This window comes from Tepidiphilus sp. J10 (assembly GCF_006980785.1).
GTDB classification, from domain to species: domain Bacteria; phylum Pseudomonadota; class Gammaproteobacteria; order Burkholderiales; family Rhodocyclaceae; genus Tepidiphilus; species Tepidiphilus olei.
On record NZ_SBHP01000012.1, the window covers coordinates 1 to 23,776 of the forward strand.

At 63.9% G+C, this 23,776-nt stretch carries 22 protein-coding genes; 12 read left to right on the top strand and 10 right to left on the bottom strand.

Annotated features, from left to right (window positions below; all coding sequences use genetic code 11):
• The first annotated feature begins 251 nt into the window (after positions 1-251).
• From EPD81_RS10315 to EPD81_RS10335, 5 genes are read left to right on the top strand one after another with little or no spacing between them, the layout of a single operon-like run.
• Positions 252-470, top strand: a complete 219-nt coding sequence (locus tag EPD81_RS10315; protein ID WP_142805360.1) for a hypothetical protein — start codon at positions 252-254, stop codon at positions 468-470.
• Complete coding sequence (locus tag EPD81_RS10320; RefSeq protein WP_072755420.1) at positions 467-964, top strand: DUF2924 domain-containing protein; 498 nt, start codon at positions 467-469, stop codon at positions 962-964. Before EPD81_RS10315 ends, EPD81_RS10320 begins: the two co-directional genes overlap by 4 nt.
• Positions 961-2,334, top strand: a complete 1,374-nt coding sequence (locus tag EPD81_RS10325; protein WP_142805361.1) for a recombinase family protein — start codon at positions 961-963, stop codon at positions 2,332-2,334. Before EPD81_RS10320 ends, EPD81_RS10325 begins: the two co-directional genes overlap by 4 nt.
• Complete coding sequence (locus tag EPD81_RS10330; RefSeq protein WP_142805362.1) at positions 2,334-2,708, top strand: site-specific recombinase resolvase; 375 nt, start codon at positions 2,334-2,336, stop codon at positions 2,706-2,708. The genes EPD81_RS10325 and EPD81_RS10330 overlap by 1 nt, the downstream gene beginning before the upstream one ends.
• Entirely contained in the window at positions 2,705-3,184 is a 480-nt protein-coding gene (locus tag EPD81_RS10335; RefSeq protein WP_142805363.1) for a LacI family transcriptional regulator, read from the top strand. Before EPD81_RS10330 ends, EPD81_RS10335 begins: the two co-directional genes overlap by 4 nt.
• Positions 3,185-3,336: 152 nt before the next feature.
• Here the strand turns inward: EPD81_RS10335 and EPD81_RS10340 are convergent, their stop codons facing one another.
• Positions 3,337-3,891: a TetR/AcrR family transcriptional regulator gene (locus EPD81_RS10340; RefSeq protein ID WP_142805364.1), complete on the bottom strand. Its 555-nt coding sequence runs from the start codon at positions 3,889-3,891 to the stop codon at positions 3,337-3,339.
• A gap of 155 nt (positions 3,892-4,046) precedes the next feature.
• Here EPD81_RS10340 and EPD81_RS10345 point away from each other — a divergent pair, with 155 nt between their 5' ends.
• Genes EPD81_RS10345 through EPD81_RS10360 form a run of 4 tightly spaced genes read left to right on the top strand, consistent with a single transcriptional unit; the run spans position 4,047 to position 11,298 of the window.
• Positions 4,047-5,192 (top strand): efflux RND transporter periplasmic adaptor subunit, encoded by a 1,146-nt coding sequence (locus EPD81_RS10345; RefSeq protein ID WP_142805365.1) that lies wholly within the window; start codon positions 4,047-4,049, stop codon positions 5,190-5,192.
• Positions 5,193-5,208: 16 nt separating this feature from the next.
• Positions 5,209-8,334 (top strand): efflux RND transporter permease subunit, encoded by a 3,126-nt coding sequence (locus EPD81_RS10350; protein WP_142805366.1) that lies wholly within the window; start codon positions 5,209-5,211, stop codon positions 8,332-8,334.
• A 5-nt stretch (positions 8,335-8,339) separates the two neighbouring features.
• Complete coding sequence (locus EPD81_RS10355) at positions 8,340-9,761, top strand: efflux transporter outer membrane subunit (protein WP_142805367.1); 1,422 nt, start codon at positions 8,340-8,342, stop codon at positions 9,759-9,761.
• A 16-nt stretch (positions 9,762-9,777) separates the two neighbouring features.
• Complete coding sequence (locus tag EPD81_RS10360) at positions 9,778-11,298, top strand: MFS transporter (protein ID WP_142805377.1); 1,521 nt, start codon at positions 9,778-9,780, stop codon at positions 11,296-11,298.
• Positions 11,299-11,930: 632 nt separating this feature from the next.
• Here the strand turns inward: EPD81_RS10360 and EPD81_RS10365 are convergent.
• From EPD81_RS10365 to EPD81_RS10395, 7 genes are all read right to left on the bottom strand, one after another.
• Positions 11,931-12,227: a CopK family periplasmic copper-binding protein gene (locus EPD81_RS10365; protein ID WP_091535216.1), complete on the bottom strand. Its 297-nt coding sequence runs from the start codon at positions 12,225-12,227 to the stop codon at positions 11,931-11,933.
• 413 nt (positions 12,228-12,640) lie between these two features.
• Positions 12,641-14,998 carry a heavy metal translocating P-type ATPase gene (locus EPD81_RS10370; protein ID WP_142805368.1) on the bottom strand — a complete coding sequence of 786 codons (2,358 nt, stop codon included), beginning with the start codon at positions 14,996-14,998 and terminating at the stop codon, positions 12,641-12,643.
• Between the two features lie 4 nt (positions 14,999-15,002).
• Positions 15,003-15,194, bottom strand: coding sequence for a DUF2933 domain-containing protein (locus tag EPD81_RS10375; protein WP_037989512.1), 192 nt, complete (start codon positions 15,192-15,194; stop codon positions 15,003-15,005).
• 179 nt (positions 15,195-15,373) lie between these two features.
• Positions 15,374-15,856 carry a DUF411 domain-containing protein gene (locus tag EPD81_RS10380; RefSeq protein WP_142805369.1) on the bottom strand — a complete coding sequence of 161 codons (483 nt, stop codon included), beginning with the start codon at positions 15,854-15,856 and terminating at the stop codon, positions 15,374-15,376.
• A 24-nt stretch (positions 15,857-15,880) separates the two neighbouring features.
• A complete protein-coding gene (locus tag EPD81_RS10385; RefSeq protein WP_142805370.1) occupies positions 15,881-16,396 on the bottom strand; it encodes a plastocyanin/azurin family copper-binding protein in 516 nt (171 codons plus the stop codon).
• Positions 16,397-16,447: 51 nt separating this feature from the next.
• A complete protein-coding gene (locus EPD81_RS10390) occupies positions 16,448-17,365 on the bottom strand; it encodes a copper resistance protein B (RefSeq protein ID WP_370456508.1) in 918 nt (305 codons plus the stop codon).
• Between the two features lie 23 nt (positions 17,366-17,388).
• Positions 17,389-19,248, bottom strand: coding sequence for a copper resistance system multicopper oxidase (locus tag EPD81_RS10395; protein ID WP_142805372.1), 1,860 nt, complete (start codon positions 19,246-19,248; stop codon positions 17,389-17,391).
• A gap of 155 nt (positions 19,249-19,403) precedes the next feature.
• Between EPD81_RS10395 and EPD81_RS10400 the strand changes: the two genes are divergently transcribed.
• On the top strand, positions 19,404-20,087 hold the full coding sequence (locus tag EPD81_RS10400) for a heavy metal response regulator transcription factor (RefSeq protein WP_142805373.1): 684 nt from the start codon (positions 19,404-19,406) through the stop codon (positions 20,085-20,087).
• Entirely contained in the window at positions 20,088-21,470 is a 1,383-nt protein-coding gene (locus tag EPD81_RS10405; RefSeq protein WP_142805374.1) for a heavy metal sensor histidine kinase, read from the top strand.
• 199 nt (positions 21,471-21,669) lie between these two features.
• Here the strand turns inward: EPD81_RS10405 and EPD81_RS10410 are convergent, their stop codons facing one another.
• On the bottom strand, positions 21,670-22,059 hold the full coding sequence (locus EPD81_RS10410) for an EAL domain-containing protein (RefSeq protein ID WP_082438493.1): 390 nt from the start codon (positions 22,057-22,059) through the stop codon (positions 21,670-21,672).
• A 255-nt stretch (positions 22,060-22,314) separates the two neighbouring features.
• Positions 22,315-23,211 carry a cation diffusion facilitator family transporter gene (locus EPD81_RS10415; RefSeq protein ID WP_221929304.1) on the bottom strand — a complete coding sequence of 299 codons (897 nt, stop codon included), beginning with the start codon at positions 23,209-23,211 and terminating at the stop codon, positions 22,315-22,317.
• 139 nt (positions 23,212-23,350) lie between these two features.
• Between EPD81_RS10415 and EPD81_RS10420 the strand changes: the two genes are divergently transcribed.
• Positions 23,351-23,776: Cd(II)/Pb(II)-responsive transcriptional regulator (locus EPD81_RS10420; protein WP_142805376.1), on the top strand; the 426-nt coding region annotated here is incomplete at its 3' end.

The window sequence follows — 23,776 nt, forward strand, 5'->3', positions numbered from 1 at the left end:
TCGACACGCATCGCCATGATGGGCGTACTCCTTTCTCGAAGTCATGGCGTCAGACCGAGCGCCGCGCACTTCCTGCCAGAGGCGCTAAACGGAATTTACAGAAAGGATGGTACACAACCACCCGATCCCGCGAACTCCTTCGCACCAGCCCCCATCGGTCCGCACCGGCCCGAAACTCCCTGATGGCCTCGGTAGAGGCCTGACCGGACAATCTCGTCATCGAGCGAGTTGGACGTTCAGGACCGATACCGATGTGCACGATCAACCACCTTCCCCCCGACCGGATGACGCCGGAGCAGCGCCGGCAAGAGGTCGCGTCCTTGCTGGCGCGCGGCCTCGTCCGACTGCGCGACGCCGCGGTCGCGCAGTCCGCAGGTCACCCCACGGAGAGCGAGTTTGAGCTTGGCTTCTCCGGCCACCAGCGCCTTCATAGCCACCCCGTCAACAACACTTTGGAGGAGGCTCCATGAAGGCAAGCACCGTCCCACCCACCCCGCCGAGCGTCGTCGCCCGGATCGCCGGGCTCCCGGATCTCTCGATTGAGGAAATGAGGGCGCTTTGGCGAGAACTCTTCGGCAGCGACAACCCGACGCCCAATCGCCAGTTCATGGAGCGGCGGATCGCGTACAAGCTGCAAGAGATCGAGTTCCGCAAGGTCGATCCCAGCCTCTTGGAGCGCAACAAGCGGCGCATCAAGGCCCTGGTGGAGACCGGCAAGGCGCGCAAGCTCGATCGCGACATCCGGCTGATGCCCGGCACCGTGCTCACCCGGGAGTACCAGGGGATCGAGCACCGGGTGACGGTCGCCCAGGACGGACAGTATGAGTTCGAGGGCAGGCGCTACCCGAGCCTGTCCATGATCGCCCGCGAGATCACCGGCACCCGCTGGTCCGGGCCGCTCTTCTTCGGCGTGAAGGCACCGGCCAAGGCGAAGAATCCGAAGAAGCAGGGAGGTCGGCGATGAACGAAGCCCTGAAGCGCCGCCTGCGCTGCGCCGTCTACACTCGGAAGTCCACCGACGAGGGGCTCGACCAGGAGTACAACTCCATCGACGCCCAGCGTGACGCCGGCCACGCCTTCATCGCCAGCCAGCGCGCCGAGGGCTGGATTCCGGTAGCCGACGACTACGACGATCCCGGCTTCTCCGGCGGCAACACCGAGCGTCCGGCCCTCAAGCGCCTGATGGCCGACATCCAGCGCGGGCAGATCGACATCGTGGTCGTCTACAAGATCGACCGCCTGACGAGGAGCCTGGCCGACTTCTCGAAGATGGTCGAGGTGTTCGAGCGCCACAACGTGTCCTTCGTGTCCGTCACGCAGCAGTTCAACACCACCACCTCGATGGGGCGGCTGATGCTCAACGTCCTGCTGTCCTTCGCCCAGTTCGAGCGCGAGGTCACCGGCGAGCGCATCCGCGACAAGATCGCGGCGGCCAAGCGCAAAGGCATGTGGATGGGCGGCGTCCCGCCCCTGGGCTACGACGTCGAGAACCGCCAGCTGGTTATCAACGAGGCCGAGGCGGCGGTGGTGCGGCGCATCTTCGAGGAGATGCTCACCATCGGCTCACCCACCCAGATCGCGGCACGGCTGACCGCCGAGGGCATCACGACCAAGGCCTGGACCACACAGGAAGGCAAGACCCGGGCGGGCACCCGCATCGACAAGAAATACCTGCACAAGCTGCTGCGCAACCGCATCTACCTTGGCGAGCTGCCGCACAAGGGCAGTTGGTACCCGGGCGCACACCCGGCGATCATCGATCCGGGGCTGTGGGGCAAGGTGCATGAGGTGCTGGCCAAGGACGGCCATACCCGCTCGGTGGAAACCAAGATCCGGTCGCGCACCGACGCCTTGCTGCGTGGGCTGCTGTACGCCCCGTCGGGTGAGCGGATGTACCCGACTTACTCGCGCAAGAACGGGCGCAAGTACCGCTACTACGTGTCCAAGTCGGAAAGCCGCTTCGGCGCGCCGGGCAAGCGCTACGAGCGCCTGCCTGCGCCGGAGATCGAGGCAGCGGTGGTCGCGCAGATCCGGACGGTGCTGACCAGTCCGGAATCCATCGCCGCCGTCGTGCGCCATATCCAACGCAATGGGGCGCCGGTCGACGAGGCCAACGTGGTGATGGCGATGGGGCGGCTCAATGACATCTGGGATCAGCTGTTCCCGGTCGAGCGCCACCGCATCGCCAACCTGATGATCGAGCGCATCGACCTCGTTCACGCCGGCGAGGTGCAGGGGATCAAGGTGAAGTGGCGTGAGGTGGGTTGGAACGCGCTGATCAAGGAATTCGCGCCCGACAGCATCGGTGCCGAACTGCTGGAGGTCGAAGCCTGATGGACGAGACCTTGGAAACCTTCGTGCCGCTGGTGTTGCGCCGCCGTGGCGTCCAGCGCGTCGCCGATGACGACCGGGACGTCCACGACGTCACGCTGCTCGACGGGCTGGCGCGCGCCTTCTACTGGCAGCACCTGCTGGACACCGGCGCAATGGCGAGCGGATCGGCCATTGCGCGGGCCGAGAAACTGCACCATTCGGTGGTCAACGAACTGCTGCGCCTGACGCTGCTCGCACCGGACATCATCGAGCGGATGATGGCTGGGCGGCAGCCGCGCCGCCTGACCCTGATGTGGTTCCAGCGCAACCGCCTGCCCGTGGATTGGCAGGCTCAGCGCCAGCTCATGGCGAGCTTTGAGGAGGATGCACAGTGAGCCGCCGGCACCGAGGCCGGGCCACGGGCAACCCGGTGACGTACCAGACGCCGCTGCCCGCCGGCGGCGTCCAACTGGAAACTTTTTTGCCCTGGACGCTGGTGCGCCGGGGACTGAAGAAGCAGGTCATCACGCCGCTGGATGCGCCGCAGGCATTTCTGGATGAGGCACGGCGCGAGCGGCTGGTGCGGGGGGCGGATGAAGACAGCCCGCTGATGCGGGCCTTCGGGCTCGCATGCCACTGGCAGCGACTGCTTGACGAGGGGCGGTTCAACTCGATCACCGAGATCGCGTCGGCCGAAGGGATCGACCGGGGGCAGGCCAGCAAGATCGCGCAGTTGGCCCGTGTCGCTCCGGACATTGTGGAGGCGTGCGTGAGCGGGCTGGCCAAGGGTCTCACCCTGCAACGGCTGATCCGCCGTCCGGTGCCGACCGCGTGGGATGCCCAAAGGGCGCAGTACCGCCAGTTCCCCTGAACGGGTGACCGCACTGCGGTCGTCAGTCGTATCCCATTTTCAAGTCTTGCGCCTGCGCGGCCAATTCCGCCAGCGCACGCAAGCGCTCGCGGCTGGCAGTGCCGTGGAGCAACGAGGCACGGCTTTGCCTGGGGGCACGCACCACGCTAGGGTCATGGGCTCGCAGCCCCCTTCAAAAAGAACTTTTCAATGACGGCCGCCATTCCGGCGCGCGCCACGCGGCCGCGGCGCTCCGCATCGACCAGGCCGAAGACTAATGAAATGAAGATTTCGGTCAGCTCCCGGGCGGTGATATCGACCCGAAAAACGCCCTCCTGTTGGCCACGCAGGAAAAAGGCATCCAGCGCATCGCCGTAGGGCAACCATCGGGCTCCACCCGACGGCTCGTCGAGGGAGTCCGGGCGCCACTCGAAGGCGATGAATGCCAGCACCTCCCGATGGGCGAGGTGCTCACTGATCAACCGGTGCAAGGCATCTAGCACGGGGTGCTCATCCAAGCCGGCGTTGTGAATGACCAGGTTCATCACCTGCGCCCCGTGATTCATCAAGCGCTCGATGAGCTGGTCGCGGGTGCCGCAGTAGCGGTTCAGCGTCGCTTTGCTGATGCCGGCGGCCTCGGCAATCTCCTTGAGCGTGCCACGCGGATGGGTAACGAGCGCAACCGCGAGCGCTTTGAGCAGCTTTTCGTCGCTGGCAGGCGTGTTCATGAGTGTTCACCGACGGATTCCTACGGGGCTCATGTTAGCGCAACGAACGGGCAATCTCAACGCAAAAGTATCGTATGAGTCACACTTGACTCATACGATACTTCAGAGTATCATCCTGTCCCGATTTTTCCTTCTGCACGAGGCTTGGGTGCGATATGTGTAAATGGTTTGCCTGGGTGATGCGGCCAACCGCTGGTCTGCTGGTCGCGGTGTTGCTGGCGGGTTGTGGCCAGTGGGATTGGCCGGTCGAAGAGTCCCGCCCACGTGAGGTGGACGTCGTGACGGTTCAGCGCGAACCCTTTACGCTGATCAAGGAAGTACCGGGGCGCATCGAGCCGGTGCGATCAGCCGAGGTGCGGGCACGGGTGGCCGGTATCGTGCTCAAGCGCACCTTCAGCGAAGGCAGTGACGTGAAAGCCGGCGAGGTGCTCTTCCTGATCGACCCGGCACCGTTCGAGGCGGCGCTGGCGCGCGCGGAGGGGCAACTGGCCCAAGCGGACGCCCAGCTGCGGCAGGCAGAGTCGACGGTGCGCCGCTATGAGCCTTTGGCAAAGGTCGACGCGGTCAGTCAGCAGGAGTACGACGCCGCCTTGGCCGCGCTGCGCAGCGCCCAGGCGCTCAAGCGTTCGGCGCAGGCCGATGTGCAAACCGCACGGCTGGAGCTGGATCGTGCGACGGTGCGCGCGCCGATTGCCGGCCGCATCGGCCGCGCCGAGGTGAGCGAAGGGGCATTGGTCGGTCAGGACGGTGCAACGCTGCTGGCGCGCATTCAGCAACTGGATCCGGTCTACGTTGACTTCAAGCTGCCGGCTGAAGAAGCCTTGCGCCTGCAACGGCTGATGCGGGAAAAGTCTCCCCCGGTGCTGACGGTGCACCACGACGGATCACCCACTGAACGCCGTGTTGCCTTGCAGTTCGCCGACGTCACGGTGGACCGTGGCACGGGTGAGGTCACCCTGCGAGGTTTGGTCGACAACCCCGAGCGGGATCTGTTGCCCGGTCTCTTTGTTCGCGTTCGCATCGCCGAAAACCTCGGCGAGCAGATCCTTGTGCCGCAACGCGCGGTGCAACGCGACCCCACCGGCCAAGCCAGCGTGATGGTGCTGGGCCCGGGCAACGTCGCCGTGTTGCGCCCGGTCCAGACCGGGGTCATGCAGGCTGGGCGCTGGCACATCAAAGAAGGGCTGCAGGAAGGGGAACAGCTCATCACCAGTTCGCTGACGGCCATCACGCCGGGTGCCGTCGTAGTGCCGCGCACGTCACGGCCTGCGACCACAGACCAACAACCTCAGACGAAATAAAAAGGCGAGTGCATCGATGTCCCTGTTCTTCATCAGGCGGCCCAACTTCGCCTGGGTGGTGGCGCTATTCATCCTGTTCGCCGGATTGCTCGTCCTGCCGCTGCTGCCGGTGTCGCAGTATCCCAATGTGGCACCGCCCCAGATCAGCATCATGGCCAGCTATCCCGGTGCCTCAGCCCAGGTACTGACCGATACGGTAACCAGTGTCATCGAGGAAGAGTTGAGCGGTGCCAAGAACCTGCTGTATTTCGAATCTGTTAGCAACGCCAACGGTGTGGCCGAAGTGACCGTCACCTTTGCGCCAGGCACCAACCCCGACCTTGCCCAGGTCGAGGTGCAAAACCGCTTGAAAAAAGCCGAGGCGCGGTTGCCGCAAGCGGTGCTCGACCAAGGCATCCAGGTGGAGCAAAGCTCGTCGGGCTTCCTGCTGATTTATGCGCTGCGCTATAAGGTGGGGATCGACCGGGAAGACACCACCGCCTTGGCAGACTACGCGGTGCGCTATATCAACCCGGAAATCCGCCGTGTGCCGGGGGTCGGTAAGCTGCAGTTTTTCGACGCGCAAGCCGCCATGCGCGTGTGGCTCGATCCACAAAAGCTCGTGGCCTTTGACCTTTCGGTCGATGATGTCATTGCCGCCATACGGGCACAGAATGTCGAGGTCCCGGCGGGTGCGTTTGGCAGCGCCCCGGCGCAACCGGGGCAGGCGCTGACCGCAAGTCTGGTGGTCAAGGGCACCCTGGAGTCGCCCGAAGCGTTCGGGCGCATCGTGCTGCGTGCCGGGCAGGACGGGTCCCAGGTTCTGCTGAACCAGGTCGCGCGTTTGGAAGTGGGCCGCCAAGACTACGCCTTCAGTTCCCGTCTGGACGGTCGGCCGTCCGTGGCCGCGGCCGTTGTGCTGCAGCCCGGTGCCAACGCCATTCGCACGGCCGAAGCCGTTCGTACGCGCTTGAATGAGCTCTCGGCCAGCCTGCCGCCCGGGGTCGAAATCACGGTGCCATACGACACCTCGCGCTTCGTCGAGCTCGCCATTTCACAGGTGGTGCGCACGCTCTTCGAAGCCGTGGTGCTGGTATTCGCCGTCATGTTCCTGTTCCTGCAAAACGTGCGCTACACGCTGATTCCCAGCATCGTCGTGCCGATCTGTTTGGCCGGCACGCTCGCCGTGATGTACGCGCTCGGCTACTCGGTGAACATGATGACCCTGTTCGGCATGGTGCTGGCCATCGGCATTCTCGTCGACGACGCCATCGTGGTGGTCGAAAACGTCGAACGCCTCATGGCCGAGGAGGGGCTACACCCCGTGGAGGCGACCATCAAGGCGATGCGGCAGGTCTCCGGTGCCATCATCGGCACCAGCTTGGCGCTATCGGCGGTGTTTGTGCCGCTGGCCTTCATGGCAGGCTCGGTGGGCGTGATCTACCAACAGTTCTCCGTCGTGCTGGTGGTATCGATCCTGATTTCGACCTTCCTGGCGTTGACCTTCACGCCGGCGCTGTGTGCGACTTTGCTCAAGCCCATTGCGCAAGGCCATCACGAGAAACGCGGCTTTTTCGGTGCCTTCAATCGCTGGTTCGGCAAGCTGACGCGTGGGTATGTGGGTGTGACGGGCCGACTGTTGCCGCGCGCCGGGCGTTGCATGCTGGGCTTTGTCACCATGGTGGCGCTGGCGGGGTTCTTTTATCTCTACCTACCGGAATCCTTCGTGCCGAGCGAAGACCAGGGTTACATGATCGTCGACGTGCAACTACCGCCCAACGCGACCCGGGAGCGCACCTCTGCGGCAGGTGCTGAGCTGGAGCGCTACCTCCAGTCTCGGGAAGCGGTCGATACCAGTCTTCTGGTCATGGGCTTCAGCTTTTCCGGCATGAACGAGAACGCCGCGCTCGCGTTTCCCGTCCTCAAGGACTGGTCGCAGCGTGGCCCTGATCAGTCTGCCGAGGCCGAGGCGGCCGCCCTCAACCAACATTTCGCCCACTTCGACGATGGCACCATCATGGCAGTGCCACCGCCCCCGATCGAGGGCTTGGGCAACTCCGGGGGCTTCGCGTTGCGCCTGCAGGACCGCGGCAATCTGGGCCGCGAGGCGCTGCTGGCCGCCCGCGATGAATTGCTGGCGAAAGTCAACGGCAACCCCCATTTCCTTTACGCGATGACCGAGGGGCTGGCGGATGCGCCACAGCTGCGGCTGATCATCGACCGCGAGAAGGCCCGCGCGCTGGGCGTGCGCTTCGAGTCCATCAGCAGCGCGCTTTCCACCGCCTTCGGCTCCGCGGTCGTCGGCGATTACACGAACGCAGGACGCCAGCAGCGGGTGGTGGTGCAGGCCGAGCCCCATGCCCGCATGACGCCGGAGGGCGTATTGGCCTTGCGTGTCCCCAATGAACAGGGCGAGTTGGTGCCGCTGAGCGCCTTCGTAACCACCAAGTGGGAGCATGGCCCCGTGCAACTGGTGCGCTACAACGGCTACCCATCGATCCGCATCTCGGGTGAGGCCATGTGGGGCGTGAGCAGCGGGGCCGCCATGGCGGAAATGGAGCGCCTGATTGCGGAGCTGCCGCCTGGCATCGGTCATGAATGGACCGGGCTGTCGTATCAGGAGCGCATCGCCAGTGGTCAGGCCGTGCTCATTTACTCGCTGGCGATTGCCGTGGTGTTTCTGGTGCTCGTGGCCCTCTACGAGAGCTGGACCATCCCGCTGGCAGTGATGCTGATCGTGCCGATCGGCGCGTTAGGTGCCATTGCGGCTGTGATGATGGCCGGTCTTTACAACGACATCTATTTCAAGGTCGGCATCGTCACCATCATTGGACTGTCGGCCAAGAATGCGATTCTGATCGTCGAATTCGCCAAGACGCTTTGGGAACAAGGGCGCTCGCTGAGCGAGGCGGCACTCGAGGCGGTGCGCATCCGCTTCCGTCCCATCGTCATGACTTCGGTGACATTCATCTTGGGTGTCGTCCCGTTGGTGCTGGCCAACGGCGCCGGCGCTGCCAGCCAGCGTGCGGTGGGTACCGGCGTGATGGGGGGAATGATCAGCGCAACCGTGCTGGGCACCCTCTTCGCGCCCATCTTCTTCGTCTGGGTGCTGTCGCGCTTGCGCCGCCAGCCCCGCACGCAGCCGGTTGCAGCAGGGGAGTAAAGACGATGAAACGCCATCTTGTCGCCGCATCGACCTTGTGGACGGCCCTCGTTCTCGGCGGCTGCGCACTGACACCAACCTATCAACGTCCCGAAGCGCCTATCCCGCAGCGCTGGTCTCACACGGCCGATGCTCGAGCAAGCGCCGTGCAGGACCTCGCCTGGCAGCAGTTCGTCACCGACGCCGATCTGCGCCGTTTGGTCGAGATGGCGCTGACCAACAACCGCTCGTTGCGTCAGGCGCTGCTGGACATCGAACAGGCACGGGCGCAATACCGCATTCAGCGCGCCGAGCGCATACCCGGCCTGGCCGGGAGCGCGAGCGGCAGCAGGCAACGGGTGCCGTCAGACTTATCAGCCACCGGCGTGTCCAGCGTGACCAGCCACTATCAGGTCGGCCTGTCGTTGCCCGAGTACGAGCTCGACCTCTTCGGCCGACTCCAGAGCCTGCAGTCCTCGGCCCTGGAAGAGTATCTAGCGACCGAGGCAGCGGCAGGGGCGGCGCGTATTGCCTTGATCGCTGAAGTCAGCCAGACGTACCTGAGCTATGCCGGTGCGCAACAGCGGCTTGCGCTGGCCCAGGAAGCCTTGACCAACCGCCAGCGGGCGTTGCAACTGATCGCGCATCGCCGTCAGGCCGGCACCGTCAGCGCGCTGGACCATCAGGAAGCCGTTGGATTGGTCGAGCAGGCGCGCGCGGAGATCGAGCGGATCACGCGCGAACGCACGCAAGCCTTCAACGCGCTGGTGCTGCTGCTGGGCACACCTGAGGCCGCATCGGTCATCCCCGAGCAGCCGCGCGACGCGCGTCGGGTACTGCAAGACATCGCCGCCGGTGCCCCCTCCGAACTGCTGGAGCGGCGCCCCGACATACTCGCCGCCGAACACCGTCTCAAGGCACGGTACGCGGACATCGGCGCGGCCCGCGCCGCCTTCTTTCCGCGTATCAGCCTGACGGGCGCTTTCGGCAGCGCCAGTTCACAACTCTCCGGCCTGTTTGAAGGCGGCTCGCGTGCCTGGAGCTTCCTTCCCACGCTGTCGTTGCCGATCTTCGATGGCGGTCGCAACCAAGCCAGTCTGGACCTGGCAGAAGTGCGTCGTGACCAAGCGATTGCGGAGTACGAACGCACGATTCAGACCGCGTTTCGCGAGGTGGCCGATGCCCTGGCAGCCGTGGACACACTGCGACGCGAGGAAGCCGCATTCCGAGCGCTGGCTGCCGCCAGCGCTGAAGCCTTGAGACTGGCGCGCGCCCGTTATGAGCGTGGCGTGGACGATCACTTGCGCTACCTGGACGCACAACGCAACGCCTTTGCCAACGAGATGGCACTGATCGAGACGGCCACGCAGCGACAGATAGCGCTGGTGAGCCTGTTCCGCAGCCTCGGTGGGGGCTGGATGGTCCCCAATCCCGAACCGACCCCTTGAGAGCGACATCATGGCGATGATCCCACCCGAGCCCCAACGCTGGCTGATCCTCGCAGCCGTCATGCTGGCGTTCTTGCCGGTCGTGCTCGATATGACGATCCTGCACGTCGCGGTGCCCTCGCTCGCCCAGTCACTCAAGGCCACCAGCACCGAGGTGTTGTGGATCATCGATATCTACCCGCTGCTCATGGCGGGGCTGTTGGTGCCGATGGGCACGCTCGCCGATCGGGTGGGCAAACGTCGGGTGTTGCTCCTCGGGTCGGCAGTGTTTGGTCTGGCTTCTTTGCTGGCCGCTCTGTCCCCCACCCCGGCCATGCTGGTCGGTGCGCGCGCGCTCCTCGCGCTGGGGGGTGCGATGATCATGCCCAGCGTGCTGGGCATCATTCGCGCCACCTTCGAAGACCCCCAGGAACGGGCGATGGCGCTGGGCATCTGGGGGTTGGTGGGTTCCGCAGGCGCTGCGATCGGGCCCCTCGTGGGCGGGGCCTTGCTCGAGCACTTCTGGTGGGGATCGGTCTTTCTGATCAACGTCCCGCTGATCGCCGTGGTCCTGCCCGTGGCATACGCGCTCTTGCCGCGCGCCGAGGCCACTGGCGACGCGGACTGGAGGCCTGGGCAGGCCGCCTTGCTGATCATGGGCCTCATGGCCTGCGTGTATGGCATCAAAGCCTTGGTCGCCGACGCCATCCCAACGCCGCTCATCGTCCCGATCCTGCTGCTGGGCATCGGCTTGCTGTATGCATTCGCCCGTGCGCAGCTCAAGGCTCCCCGCCCCATGTTGGACCTGACCCTCTTTGCACACCCCGCGCTCGTGGCCGGCATCGCCATGGCCCTGTGTGTCATGGGGGCGCTGGCAGGCGTCGAACTGACCCTGGCCATGGAACTCCAGTATGTACTGGACAAGACGCCGCTGCAGGCCGGTCTGTTCATGATGCCCATCATGGCCGCGGCCGCTTTGGGGGGGCCTCTGGCGGGTCATCTTGCCCATCGCTTTGGCTTGCGCCGCATCGCCACTTCATCGCTGGCCATCTCGGCCGCCTCACTGGCGATGTTGTCCATCCTGGGTTTCGAGTCCGGCTTGACAGCGCAAGCCCTGCTGACCACCTTGGGGTTGGCGCTGAGCATCGGACTGACGGCCTCCTCCATTGCCATCATGGGGGCCGTGGATCCCCGCCAAGGGGGGGCTGCAGGCGCGCTCGAGGCAACCGCTTACGAGCTGGGAACGGGACTGGGCATCACGCTGTTCGGGGTCTTCATGTCGAAGCTATTTCAGCGCACGATCACACTGCCCGCGCATCTCGATCCCGCCCTTGCCAAGCAAGCGTCCCTCTCCATCAGTGACAGCTACGTCGTGGCGGCTGAACTTCCCCCCGGACAAGCCGACCTCGTGATCGCGGCGGCCAAAGCAGCTTTCACCGCCACCCATTCTTTGGTGCTGGGTGCCGCTGCTGCCGTGCTGGGCGCGCTGACCCTCGTGGTCCATGGCCTGCTCAGGTCGCCCCGAGCCGGTGAGACATCGGGACAGATGCACCGATAGTGCGTAGATAGCGCGTATATCGAGGCATACCGTCAGCGCTGCTTGCCGCAGGCACACAGCGTGAACGGCGGTCGTCCTGGGCGATTGCTTGCGTCTCTTCAACCCTGGTTCCCGATTGGGCCAGCAACTGCCATCGGCAACCGACTGCGTGCAAACCCGCGCCAATGTTGAAGGTAGGGCCGAGAACGCTCACGAGGCCGGAAGAGAAAAACGACAGACAGAGAGGCCGGAAGTGCGTCGGAGCGGGGCCGTTTGGAGGACTGGCGCTCACGAGGACCATGCCGGAAACCGCGCCAACACTGGCGTTCCGGGCAGAAAAAAACCCAACCGAGAGTGGTTGGGTTTCTGGTAATTGGTGGTGCAGACGCGACCGGAATCCAACCCACTCTCTCAACGATTGAGCAATCCCGGGCAATCCTGCGGGTTGTTGTGGACGCAATGGCCCCGGCAATGAACGCCGGTCAGTCAGTGCAGGGCGGACTCTCACCTTGTGCGGTGCCGATTGACCGGTAGCGTCGCAGCCTACCATCGAGTGGTTAGCCCCAGCTATGACCGATGGCCCGCCAGCGCGTGTTGGTCAACGAGTTGGCCCGACATCCGCTGGCGTGCAGTTCACGAATTGAATCGAGTAGTCAACCGCCGGAATGACCCTGACGGAGAAGACCATCGAGTCGAGCGACCTCGTTGCCGTTGGCTGTAATCTTCTGGCCATCGACCGTTTCGAGCGATTGCCCCTCTTTCAGGTGGATAGCCCGTCCGAACTTGTCTTCCAGCGCCGTCTTGCCGTCCTCGAATACATACAGGGTTCCACCGTCCTTGAGGAGGAACATTTTCTTGGCGCTGGCCGCTGCCGCGTCACCAGCGAACGATGGGGTTACGATGGCGCTCAGCACGGTGGCGGCGACAACAGCGGTAATCCTGGCTTTCATCTCTACACTCCTTTCAATCAAACGTGAAGGCATTTCTGTCAATGCCTTGTGCGACTGCACAGTATGTATTCTGCGAAGCCACCGCTGACGGGAAGATGAGACGGCCGTTACGTATATGTCAGATTCCATTCGGGATGGGATCGGGATTAATCGTGTGCCAATCTCAATGCATTCCTGCTCACCAAGGCGGGGCGCGGACTCATCGCCACATCGGTGCAAGTGCTTATGGCGATGCCGACTGGGCGCCAAGTGCGGTATCGGTGTGAGGCGGCTCAGGTGCCGTGGTCGAGAGCATTCCAGGCCTCGATAGATAGGGATCAGGTGTCCAACGTCGGGTGGCAACCGATACGACAGACCCAGCGATCTGGGAGTGCAACCAGCACCCACCACGGCACGCGCGACGATCCTCGTGTTCAGACAAGACGGACGCCGCGCAAACGCAGCGCATTGCCGATCACCGATGCGGAGCTGAAACTCATCGCCAGGGCGGCGATCAACGGTGAAAGCAGCCAACCGGTGAGCGGATACAGCACGCCGGCCGCAATGGGAATGCCCAGTGCGTTGTAGAGAAAGGCGAACATCAGGTTCTGCTTCATGTTGCGGACCGTGGCCACTGACAAGGCGCGCGCCACCGCAATACCGCGCAGGTCACCCTTGACGAGCGTGATCTGTGCGCTATTCATCGCCACGTCGGTGCCGGTGCCCATGGCGATACCGACGTCGGCCTTTGCCAAGGCCGGGGCATCATTGATGCCGTCACCAGCCATCGCAACGATACGCCCCTCGCGCTGCAGCCGCTCCACCAGTTGCAGTTTGTCGGCGGGCTTGAGCTCGCCATACACCTCATCGATGCCCAAGCGCGCCGCCACGGCCTTGGCCGTGGTCAGACCGTCGCCCGTGGCCATGACGACGCGCAAGCCCTCCGCGCGCAACGACGCCAGCGCTTGCGGTGTGGTCTTCTTCACCGGGTCGGCGACGGCCAGGACTGCGGCGAGCACGCCATCGACGGCCAGATACATCACGCTGGCACCCTCACGGCGCAGCGCCTCCGCCCGCTCGGCCAATGGCCGCACGTCCACACCGAGCTGTTCCATCAGCGCGGTGTTGCCCAGTGCCACGGCATGTCCATCGACGCGCCCGCGCACGCCGATGCCTGAGTGCGAGTCGAACTCCTCGGCGCGTGAGAGCACCAGGCCCTGCTCGCGCGCGGCCGTGACGATGGCTTCCGCCAGCGGGTGCTCGCTGCCCTGGTCGAGGCTGGCAGCCAGTCGCAAGGCTTCGCCGGCGGTGAAGCCTTCGGCTGCGATCGTCGTCTGATAGCGCGGCCGGCCCTCGGTCAATGTGCCGGTCTTGTCGACGATCAGGGTATCGACCTGGCTCATTTTCTCGATCGCGGCGGCATCGCGAAACAGCACCCCCTGCGTAGCCCCTCGCCCGGTCGCCACCATGATCGACATGGGCGTGGCCAAGCCCAGCGCGCAGGGGCAGGCGATGATCAGCACAGCCACGGCGTTGATGAGGCCAAAAACCCAACGCGGTTCCGGCCCGAACAGGCCCCAGGCAAAAAAGGTCAGCACGGCGATGAACACCACCGCGACCACGAAATAGCCCGCCACGACATCGGCCATGCGCTGCATCGGCGCCTTGGACCGCTGCGCCTGCGCCACCATCTGCACAATCTGGGACAGCATGGTCGCCGAGCCGACACGTTCGGCGACCATGACGAGCGCGCCACTGGTATTGAGCGTCCCACCGATGACCTTGTCGCCCACCCGCTTGGTCACGGGCAGGGACTCCCCCGTCAGCATCGATTCGTCCACAGCGCTGCTGCCCTCGATTACCGTACCATCTACCGGAACCTTTTCGCCGGGTCGAATGCGCAGCCGATCGCCGACATGGATGTGCGTCAGGGGCACGTCCTCTTCCGTGCCATCGTCGCGAAGGCGCCGGGCGGTCTTGGGGGCCAGTCCGAGCAAGGACTTGATGGCGGCCGAGGTCTGCGAACGCGCCTTGAGTTCCAGTACCTGCCCCAGCAGGGTCAGGGAAATGATCACCGCCGCCGCCTCGAAGTACACCGCGACCCGTCCCCTGGACACGAACGAGTCCGGGAACAGTTGTGGGGCCACGGTCGCCGCCACGCTGTAGACGAACGCCGCCCCGGTGCCCAGCGCGATCAGGGTCCACATGTTCGGGCTGCGATGGACCACGGACTGCCAGCCGCGCACGAAGAACGGCCGACCCGCCCACAGGACGATGGGCAGGGACAGAACGAGTTCGATCCAGGTCTGTGTGCGCGCCTCGAACCAATGCAACTGGTGGCCGAACATGGCAAGCACAGTGACCATGACGGTCAGCGGCAGGGTGCACCAGAAGCGGCGCTGGAAATCGCGCAGCTCGGGACTCTCTTCTCCTTCGAGATCCGGCAGCACCGGCTCCAGCGCCATGCCGCACTTCGGACAATAGCCGGGGTGATCCTGCCGGATCTCGGGGTGCATGGGGCAGGTGTAGATCGTGCCTGCCGCCAGCGCCGGCGCTTCGACAGACGAAGGCTCATGGCCGCTGTAGGCATAGCGCGCCGGCTCGGCGACGAACTTCGCCCGGCACTTGGCGCTGCAGAAGTAAAAGAGTCGGCCTGCGTGCTCGACGTGGTGCTCGGACTGCGCGGTCACGTCCATGCCGCAGACAGGGTCCTTCAGACCTTCGGCCCACTGCAGTGCGCTCGGGTGGTCGTGGGCGTGTTGGCGGTGTTCGTGGTCTGATCGCAGGTCCATGACTTCACGCCTCCCTGTTGGCGGGTTTGTCGGGCGGCGCACCATGCCCGCCATCGCCACCGTGGCCATGCAGCAGGTGCATCAGCGGGCACGCCAGCAGCAACAGGTACACCCAATTGCCTGCGACATGGATCCAGTGCTCGCGCAGCAGATAGAAGCCGCCGATGAGGGCAACCATCAGCAACGCGGTCCTCATGCGCCGATTCAGGCCGGACTGGCCGCGCGTGTCGTGGAGGTGTTCTTGGTCAGTCGCGTTCATCGCGGTGTTCCCTTCATCGAGGATCGGCGCGGTCGGCGCCGGCCTCCTGTTCCAGGTTGCAAGACCGCTGCTGCGCCTCATGGATCCAATCGGCACACGGTCAGTGCATGGTTTCTTCACGGATAAGAACCGAAAACTTGCGCTGCTCCGTCTTTCCCAACCAGCAAGACTTTGTAGGCATCACGGCGTCCTCCGTAGGCGACACCATCCATGCCGGGTGAACCAATGGGCATGCCCGGCACCGCCAAGCCCAGGGCTTGGGGCTTTTCCTTGAGCAGCCGCTGGATGTCCGTTGCGGGTACGTGGCCTTCGATCACATAGCCCTGGATCAGGGCCGTATGGCAGGAACCGAATTTCTGCGGCATCCCGAGGCGAGCGCGGGCTGCGCTGTTGCCCTGGTCGACGGCACTCACGCGGAATCCGCTTTTCTCCAGGTGGGCAATCCAGTCCTTGCAACACCCACAGTTCGGGTCCTTCCACACCTGCACGGCAAGCGTCTGCGGTGCGGCGGCTGGTGCCAGGGAGGGAAGACTCAGCGCAAGCACCGCCAGCAGCAGCCTGCGCCGCCGGGGGAACGGTTGATCACCGGTTTGGTGCATGACAAGGACCCCCGGTGATGCTGCTTATTCGACGACGATCTTGCCCACCATGCCCGCTTCCATATGGCCGGGGACGAGGCAGGCGAAGTCCACCGTACCGGGCTGATCGAACTGCCAAACCAGCCCGCCGCGCTGGCCAGGCTGGAGCGTCACCATGTTCGGCTCGGCATGCTGCATCTGGGGCATCTTGCGCATCATCTCGGCGTGCGCCTTGAGTTCCTTCATTGAGCCGATCACCATTTCGTGCGGCACCTTGCCCGTGTTCTTGACGAAAAAGCGGATGGTCTCGCCCTTCTTGACCGCGATGTTCGCCGGCGTGAACCGCATCGAGTCGTCCATGACCACCTCGATGGTGCGGTCGACCTTGGCGGGATCGCCTGGTTTGCCGACTTCGGAGGGTGATGTGTCCCCGTGCATCGAACCGTGCATGCCCTGCATGTCATGCCCGGCCATGTCATGGCCGCCCTGATGGTCCCCACCGGCCAGCGCCAACACAGGCAAGGCGCTCAGCATCAAAACGCTCAGGGTTTTCTTCATCATCGGTTTCTCCTTAGGGTTGGTGAATAAGATCGGAGTTGCGCGTGGCGGCTTCTAGAACCACAGCCGCACACCCGCCACATAACGCGTTTCCCGGGTACGCTGTCCTTCGGCGCGCGCAAAATCGGCGGTCTGTCCGAACTTGCCAGCCCATTCGACACCGACGTAGGGCGCGAACTGGCGTGAGAACTCGTAACGCAGGCGCAAGCCCGCCGCCGCATCGGCCAGACCGCTGCCCAGGCCACGCGCTTCATCGCGCCGGCCATACAGATTGACTTCCATGCGGGGCTGCAGAATCAGGCGCTGGGTGAGCAGGAGCTCGTACTCGCCCGACAGGCGCAGCGCCGTGCGTCCCGCGCCGCCGACGTAGGCCGTGGCATCGACGTCGAACCAGTACGGGGCGAGCCCTTGGATGCCCACAGCGAGCCAAGTCCGGTCAGGGCCGGCGCCGCTGTCCTGCCGCACCCCGAGTTGGGTGTCCCAGAACGGAGCCACCGCGTGGCCCCACAGGACCTCCGTGCGTGCCTCCTCCAGTTTGCCTTTGGCGACGTCACCCTCGGCCTTGAGGACCAGGCGGTCGTAGGTGCCGCCGAACCAGGCTTGCGCGTCATAGGCGGTCGCGTTCCCGTCCTTCGTGTAAACGCGCTCCAGGCGATCGAGGAGCACGCTGCCGAACGCATGTTCATCGGACAGCCGAAGTTGCCGTGGCCCGGGGAGTGCGTAAGGGCCCGACTCCAAAGTCAAGCCATTGGAATACGCGTGCGGATCACGGGCATCGGCGGGGGCGGGGCCGCCCTGCATGTTCATGCTGCCGTAGTCCATGGTGGCGCTCGCGGGCGATTCGGCTCGCGTTGGGGCTGGAGCCGTGCCCGGGTGCCCGGCATGGCCGCCGCCTTCCATCGTTGTTTGCGCCCAGACGGGTGCCGCACCGAGCAACACCAGCGCCGCAGTGAAGAGAGAACAGGGTTTCATGGCGAATCTTCTTTTGATCAGTTTCATGACACGACCACCACACGGAACATGCCCATGTCCATGTGCAACATCAGGTGGCAGTGCCAGGCCCAGCGACCCAGGGCGTCGGCGGTCACGAGGAAGCTGACGCGCTGCGCGGGTTGAACCGGGATGGTGTGGCGACGCACCAGGAACTGCCCGTCGGGCGTTTCCACCTCGCTCCACAGCCCATGCAAATGCATCGGGTGCGTCATCATCGTGTCGTTGTGCAGGATGACGCGCACCCGCTCGCCGTACTTCAGATGCACCGGCGTGCTCTTGCCGAACTCGAGGCCGTCGAGCGACCAGGTATAGCGCTCCATGTTGCCGGTGAGGTGCAGCTCGATCTCGCGCTCGGCCCCGCGTGGGTCGAGAGGACCACCGATCGTCCTGAGATCCGCCAGCGTCAGCACGCGCCGGCCGTTGTTGCGCAGGCCAATGCCCGGATCGTCAAGATTGGTGCGCGGCATGTCCACCCGCATATCCGTGCTTGGGCCGTATTCCGTGCGTGCGTGACGGACCGTGGCGCTGGGCTTGGCCATCGCGCCGCCGGTCATGCCATGCATCGCGTGCTGGCCGTGATCCATCGCCATCGCGCCATGGTTCATGCCGGACATGTCGTGCTTCATGCCAGACATGTCGTGGCCCATCGCCGCGTGGTCCATCGCGCCCATGGCCGAGCCGCCATGCCCCATCGCGCCGTGATCCATCGCGCCCATCATGTCGGCCATGGTGAGCCATTCGACGGGATCGAGCGCAGGCACGGCGGCGCTCAAGCCCTCGCGCACCGCGAGCGTGCCGCGGGCAAAGCCCGTTCGATCCATCGATTGCGCGAAGATCGTGTAGGCGTCCTCCTGGGGCGTGACGATCACGTCGTAGGTCTCGCCCGGCCCGAAGCGGAACTCATCGACGGTGACGGGCTCGACGTTCTGCCCGTCGCTTTGCACCACTGTCATCTTGAGCCCGGGGATGCGCACGTCATAGAAGGTGTTGGCCGCGCCATTGATGAAGCGCAGACGCACCCGCTCACCCGGCCGAAACAGGCCGGTCCAATTGCCGGCAGGGGTGACGCCGTTCATCAGGTAGGTCAATGTCGCCCCCGAGAGATCGGCCAGGTCGGTCGGGTTCATCCGCATCTGGTTCCACATCGCACGCTTGTCGAGTGCACGAGAAAGCCCCATCTCGGCCACGTCACGGAAAAAATCGATCGCCGTCGGCTGATTGAAGTTGTAGTAGTCGCTTTGCGCCTTGAGCTTGGCGAGCACCCGCATGGGGTCTTCGTCGGTCCAGTCGGACAGCAGCACGACATGGTCGCGGTCGGCGCGGATGGGGTCTGCCTCACGCGGCTCGACGATCAAGGCCCCGTACATGCCGGTCTGCTCCTGCATGCCGGAGTGCGAGTGATACCAGTAGGTGCCGGTTTGTTCGAGGCGAAACTGGTAGGTGAAGGTTTCGCCAGGGGCGATGCCCGGGAAACTGACCCCAGGCACCCCGTCCATCTGGTAGGGCAGGATGATCCCGTGCCAGTGGATCGAGGTGGCCTCGCGCAGGCGGTTGGTGACGCGGATGGTGACCGTGTCGCCCTCCCGCAGTTTGAGCGTTGGCGCCGGGATGGAGCCATTGATGGTGGTCGCCATCCGTGGCTTACCGGTGAAATTGACCGGCGATTCGCCGACCACCAGGTCGATGTTCGTGCCGCTGAGCACGGGCGCTGCACCCGTGCGCGTGTCGGACAGCCCCTGCGCCGCAGCACGCAGCCAGGGTGACAGGCCGATCATGACGCCGCCAGCGACCAAGCCGCGCACGAAACGCCGCCGAGCGGGCACCAACGGCAACGGTGAATGAAACGGTCTCAAGGGTGGCATGGGCTCCTCGCAATGAATTGCTGATTTCGTGGATGACATGCTAGAGGGCCACCCCTGTTAGGAAGCTGTCTGTCAGATTACATTTTTGTTATCATCGTGTCAGGTGCGCCCAAAATCGTCACACTAGCGGCTATTCGATATGGCGGAGCACCCTCATGAAAATACTGATCGTCGAAGATGAACCCAAAACGGGCGAGTACCTGCGTCAAGGCTTGAGCGAAGCGGGTTTCGTGGTCGATCTGGCGCAGGACGGCACGGATGGCCTGCACCTGGCCTTGCAGGGCGAATACGACCTGGTGATTTTGGATGTGATGTTGCCCGGCCTCGACGGCTGGCAGGTACTCCAGTCCTTGCGCCGTCGCGGCCTGCAGATGCCAGTGCTGTTCCTGACTGCACGCGATCAGGTGGAAGACCGCGTCAAAGGCCTTGAGCTCGGAGCGGACGACTATCTGGTCAAGCCTTTCTCCTTTGCCGAATTGCTGGCCCGCGTGCGCACGATCCTGCGCCGGGGGCGCAGTGGCAACGAGAGCACCGTGCTGCGCGTGGCCGACCTCGAACTGGACCTGCTGCGCCGACGCGTGTCACGCGGCGGCCGGCGGATCAGTCTGACGGCCAAAGAGTTCGGCTTGCTGGAACTGCTGATGCGCCGTCATGGCGAGGTCCTGCCCCGCTCGCTGATCGCCTCGCAGGTCTGGGACATGAATTTCGACAGCGACACCAATGTGATCGAGGTGGCCATCCGGCGCTTGCGCGCGAAGATCGATGATGGGCATGAGGTCAAGCTGATCCACACCGTACGTGGCATGGGTTACGTATTGGAAGCGCCGGAGGAGCACTGAATGTTTCGCTCCCTGTCACTGACGACCCGGCTCACCCTCTTCTTTACGTTGGCGGCGTCGGCCGTCGTGTTTGGATTGGCCTTGTTGGTCATCGCTGCATCCGAGCGGCATTTCATCGAACTGGATCACATGGCGCTGCAGGACAAGCAGCACCTGATCGAGAATATTTTGGCGCGATCCAATTCGGCCGAGGACGCCAAGTGGCTGCTGCGTGAGGCATTGAGCCACCATCACGGGCTGTACGTCAGCGTCCATGATTCGAAAGGTGAAACGCTCTTCCAGTCCGAAGGATTTCGCCTCCCGCGCGAACTGTCACCGGCGGATGAAGGCAACGGCAACGACGCGCTGAAGCATTGGGCCGACGAAGGGCGAGCGTTTCGCGGAATGCGTTTCCAGGCTGTTCCCGCCTATGACGCGACGACGCGGCTGGACATCCTTGTTGCCATGGACACGGCACATCACACACGGTTCATGCTGGAGTTGCGGCGCACCCTGATGACCTATGCCGTCGTGACGATCGTCATCTGTGGCTTGCTGAGCTGGTTTGCCGCGTACAAGGGGCTGGCGCCATTGCGTGCCATGAAATCCAGAGCCACCACGCTCACGAGCCAGCGGCTGCACCAGCGCATGCCCGTCGAGGCGGTACCCATCGAAATGGCCGATCTGGCTCACGAACTCAACAAGATGCTGGACCGGCTGGAAGACGCGTTCACGCGACTGTCGGAGTTCTCGTCGAATCTGGCGCATGAGCTGCGCACCCCCCTGAGCAACCTGCTGACCCAGACCCAGGTCGCGTTGGCTACCCGGCGCGATGCCGATGCCTACCGGGAGATCCTGGCTTCCAATGCCGAGGAACTGCAGCGTCTGGGCCGCATGGTGTCCGATATGCTGTTCCTGGCCAAGGCCGAACGCGGGATGATGCTGCCGAACCGGGAACGTTTCTCGGCAGCCGAAGAAACGTACGCCCTGATCGAGTTCTATGAGGCGGTCGCCGATGAGAAGGGCGTCAGACTGGCTCAGCGTGGTGAGGGTGAGATAGTCGGCGATCGCTTGATGTTCCGCCGTGCCCTGAGCAATCTGCTTTCGAACGCGCTGCACCACACCCCGCCCCATGGCGAGGTCACGATCGAGATCAGCCAGTCTTCCCAAGCCACCCGGGTGAGCGTCGAGAACACTGGCGAGGACATCGACCCGAAGGTACTGCCGCGCCTGTTCGATCGGTTTTACCGTGCCGACCCGTCGCGGTCACATCCGGAAACCGACGGCGCAGGGCTGGGATTGGCGATTACCCGTGCCATCATGCAAGCCCATGGAGGCTCGGTCAGCGTGACTTCTGCACAGGGCAGAACCCGGTTCTGTCTGGAGTTCCCAGGCGGAACCTGATGAGGTGAAGCAGTTGGGGCGAGCCAGCCCAAGTGCCTTTGGTCTGTGCGCTTTCGCAGAGGCAATGGCCCCGATCGCTGTTGAACCGACCGGGCTGACGGCTCCCGATCACGGATCAGCGTGAACGCTACGAAGAGTTTGAGAGAACTCGAGGGCGTGATCATGCGCCGGGGCCCGGTGCCATGGAGCGGCTTTGCCGTCATGTACCGAGGTGGCCTTGCTCTTGGCGATCCACGTCCTGACCGAGATCATGACTCGGACATGCGCTTTGCAACCACCTGCGCGCGAAAACCTCGGCCGGCTCCGGACGGGCGAAGTAATACCCCTGTGCTTCGTCGCAACCCAATGCCAGCAAGTGTTCCGCCTGCGCTGCCTCTTCCACACCTTCGGCCAGGGTCTTGAGGCCGAGGCTCTTCGCCATGGCAACGATGGCGGACACAATGGCGAGATCGTTGCGATCGGTCAGCATGTCCCGCACGAACGAGATGTCGATCTTCAGTTTATGAACGGGAAATCGCTTGAGGTAAGCCAGTGAGGAATACCCGGTGCCGAAATCATCGATGGACAGCGCAAACCCGGCCGAGGTCAGGGCGCGCGTGACCCTCCATCACCGAGATCGCGGCAGCCGAGAGCATTGACCGGGGGCATGCAAGTCGGATCGCGCAACTGACCCGGCTTGCACCTGACATCGTCGAGGCGTGCGTGGTGGAAAAGGCAGTCGGGCTTGTGCTGGAGCGCCTGATCCGGCGAGCCTTGCCATTGGATTGGGCAGCGCAGCGTGAAATTCCAGGGCGGGAATTCAGTCGTTGATATTGCCGGGGCGGCATGTCCCGCGCTCGCTGCTTCAGGCACCGAGGCGCAGGATGCGCCGCGCACCGTTCAATACCAGCAGCGCGATGAGCGAGCCAATCACCAAATCGGGGTAACGCGATCCTGTCCAGGCGACCAACGCCCCGGCCGCGATCACCCCCAGGTTTGCCAGCACGTCGTTCGTGGAGAAAATCCAGCTTGCCTTCATGTGAGCGCCGCCTTTTCGATGACTGGAGATCAAGACAAGGCAGGTAACGTTTGCAATGAGCGCAACGAGCGCGATCCCCATCATGAGCGGTGGCTCGGGCTCGCTACCAAAGACGAAGCGGCGCAGCACCTCGGACATTGCGCCGAGCGCGAGCAACAGTTGCAGCCAGCCTGACAACCGCGCCGCCTTCAGCTGGTCCCCGGTATCACGGCCGACGGCGTAGAGCGCGAGCCCGTAGACGGCGGCATCCGCGAACATGTCCAGTGAGTCAGCCATGAGCCCCGTGGACTGCGCAATCCACCCGATCGTCACTTCGACGACAAACATGGCGGCGTTGATGGCAAGCAACCATTTGAGAGCGCGAGACTCTTGCTCGGAGGACGGCTGGCTGTCGCTTTGCCCATCGACAGTGTGCGGGCCATTCGATTCAGTTGACGCAATGAGACGGGCGCCCAAGCCGAGACTTTCAAGCTTGCTTGCAATGGGTTCGACGGGGCCGTCGTGAAAAACACGCAACTCGCGCTTGCCAAGATCGAACTCGAGTGCGGCCAGCCCGCTCGTATTCTCGAGCGCGAGCCGGATCATGCGCTCCTCCGAAGGGCAGTCCATCTTCGGCACCGAGAACAGACTCATCCTTCCCGTCCCGGTCGGCGTGGCACCCGTCATGGACTCCGCCTTCCGCTCGGACGCACATCCGCAGGATTTCTGGCATTCATCAGTCATAGTCATTGGTCCTTGATTCTTCTCGTTCCTGATCCGGCGAGGCTCTTGCAGAAACCAGCAAGCATCCGGAGGGTATTTTGAGATTTAACACTCTATAGCTACTATAGAGTCAAGTCGATGATAAAAAGGGGTTGCAGCTATGCAGATCGGAGCGCTTGCCCGGCAAACCGGGTGTCCGATTCAAACGATTCGCTTTTATGAGCAGGAAGGACTCCTGCCGCCCCCGTCCCGGAGCGCGGGCAATTTCCGCTTATATGGCGACGCGCACGTCGAACGCTTGCTTTTCATTCGCCGCTGTCGTTCGCTGGACATGACGCTCGACGAGATTCGTGTGCTGTTGCGCCTCAAGAACGTGCCAACCCAAGATTGCAGTGAGGTCAACCGTGTTCTTGAGGCACACATCGAGCAGGTCGCGGTGCGTATCCAGGAACTGAGCGCACTTGAGCAGCGACGGCGTGACTACGCCAACGGGTACAAACCCAAGACGGTACTCACCCGCCTTGGTGAGCTGACCTTTCAGGTGCCCCAGGTGCGTTGCGGCGACTTCTACCCTTCTGCCCTCGAA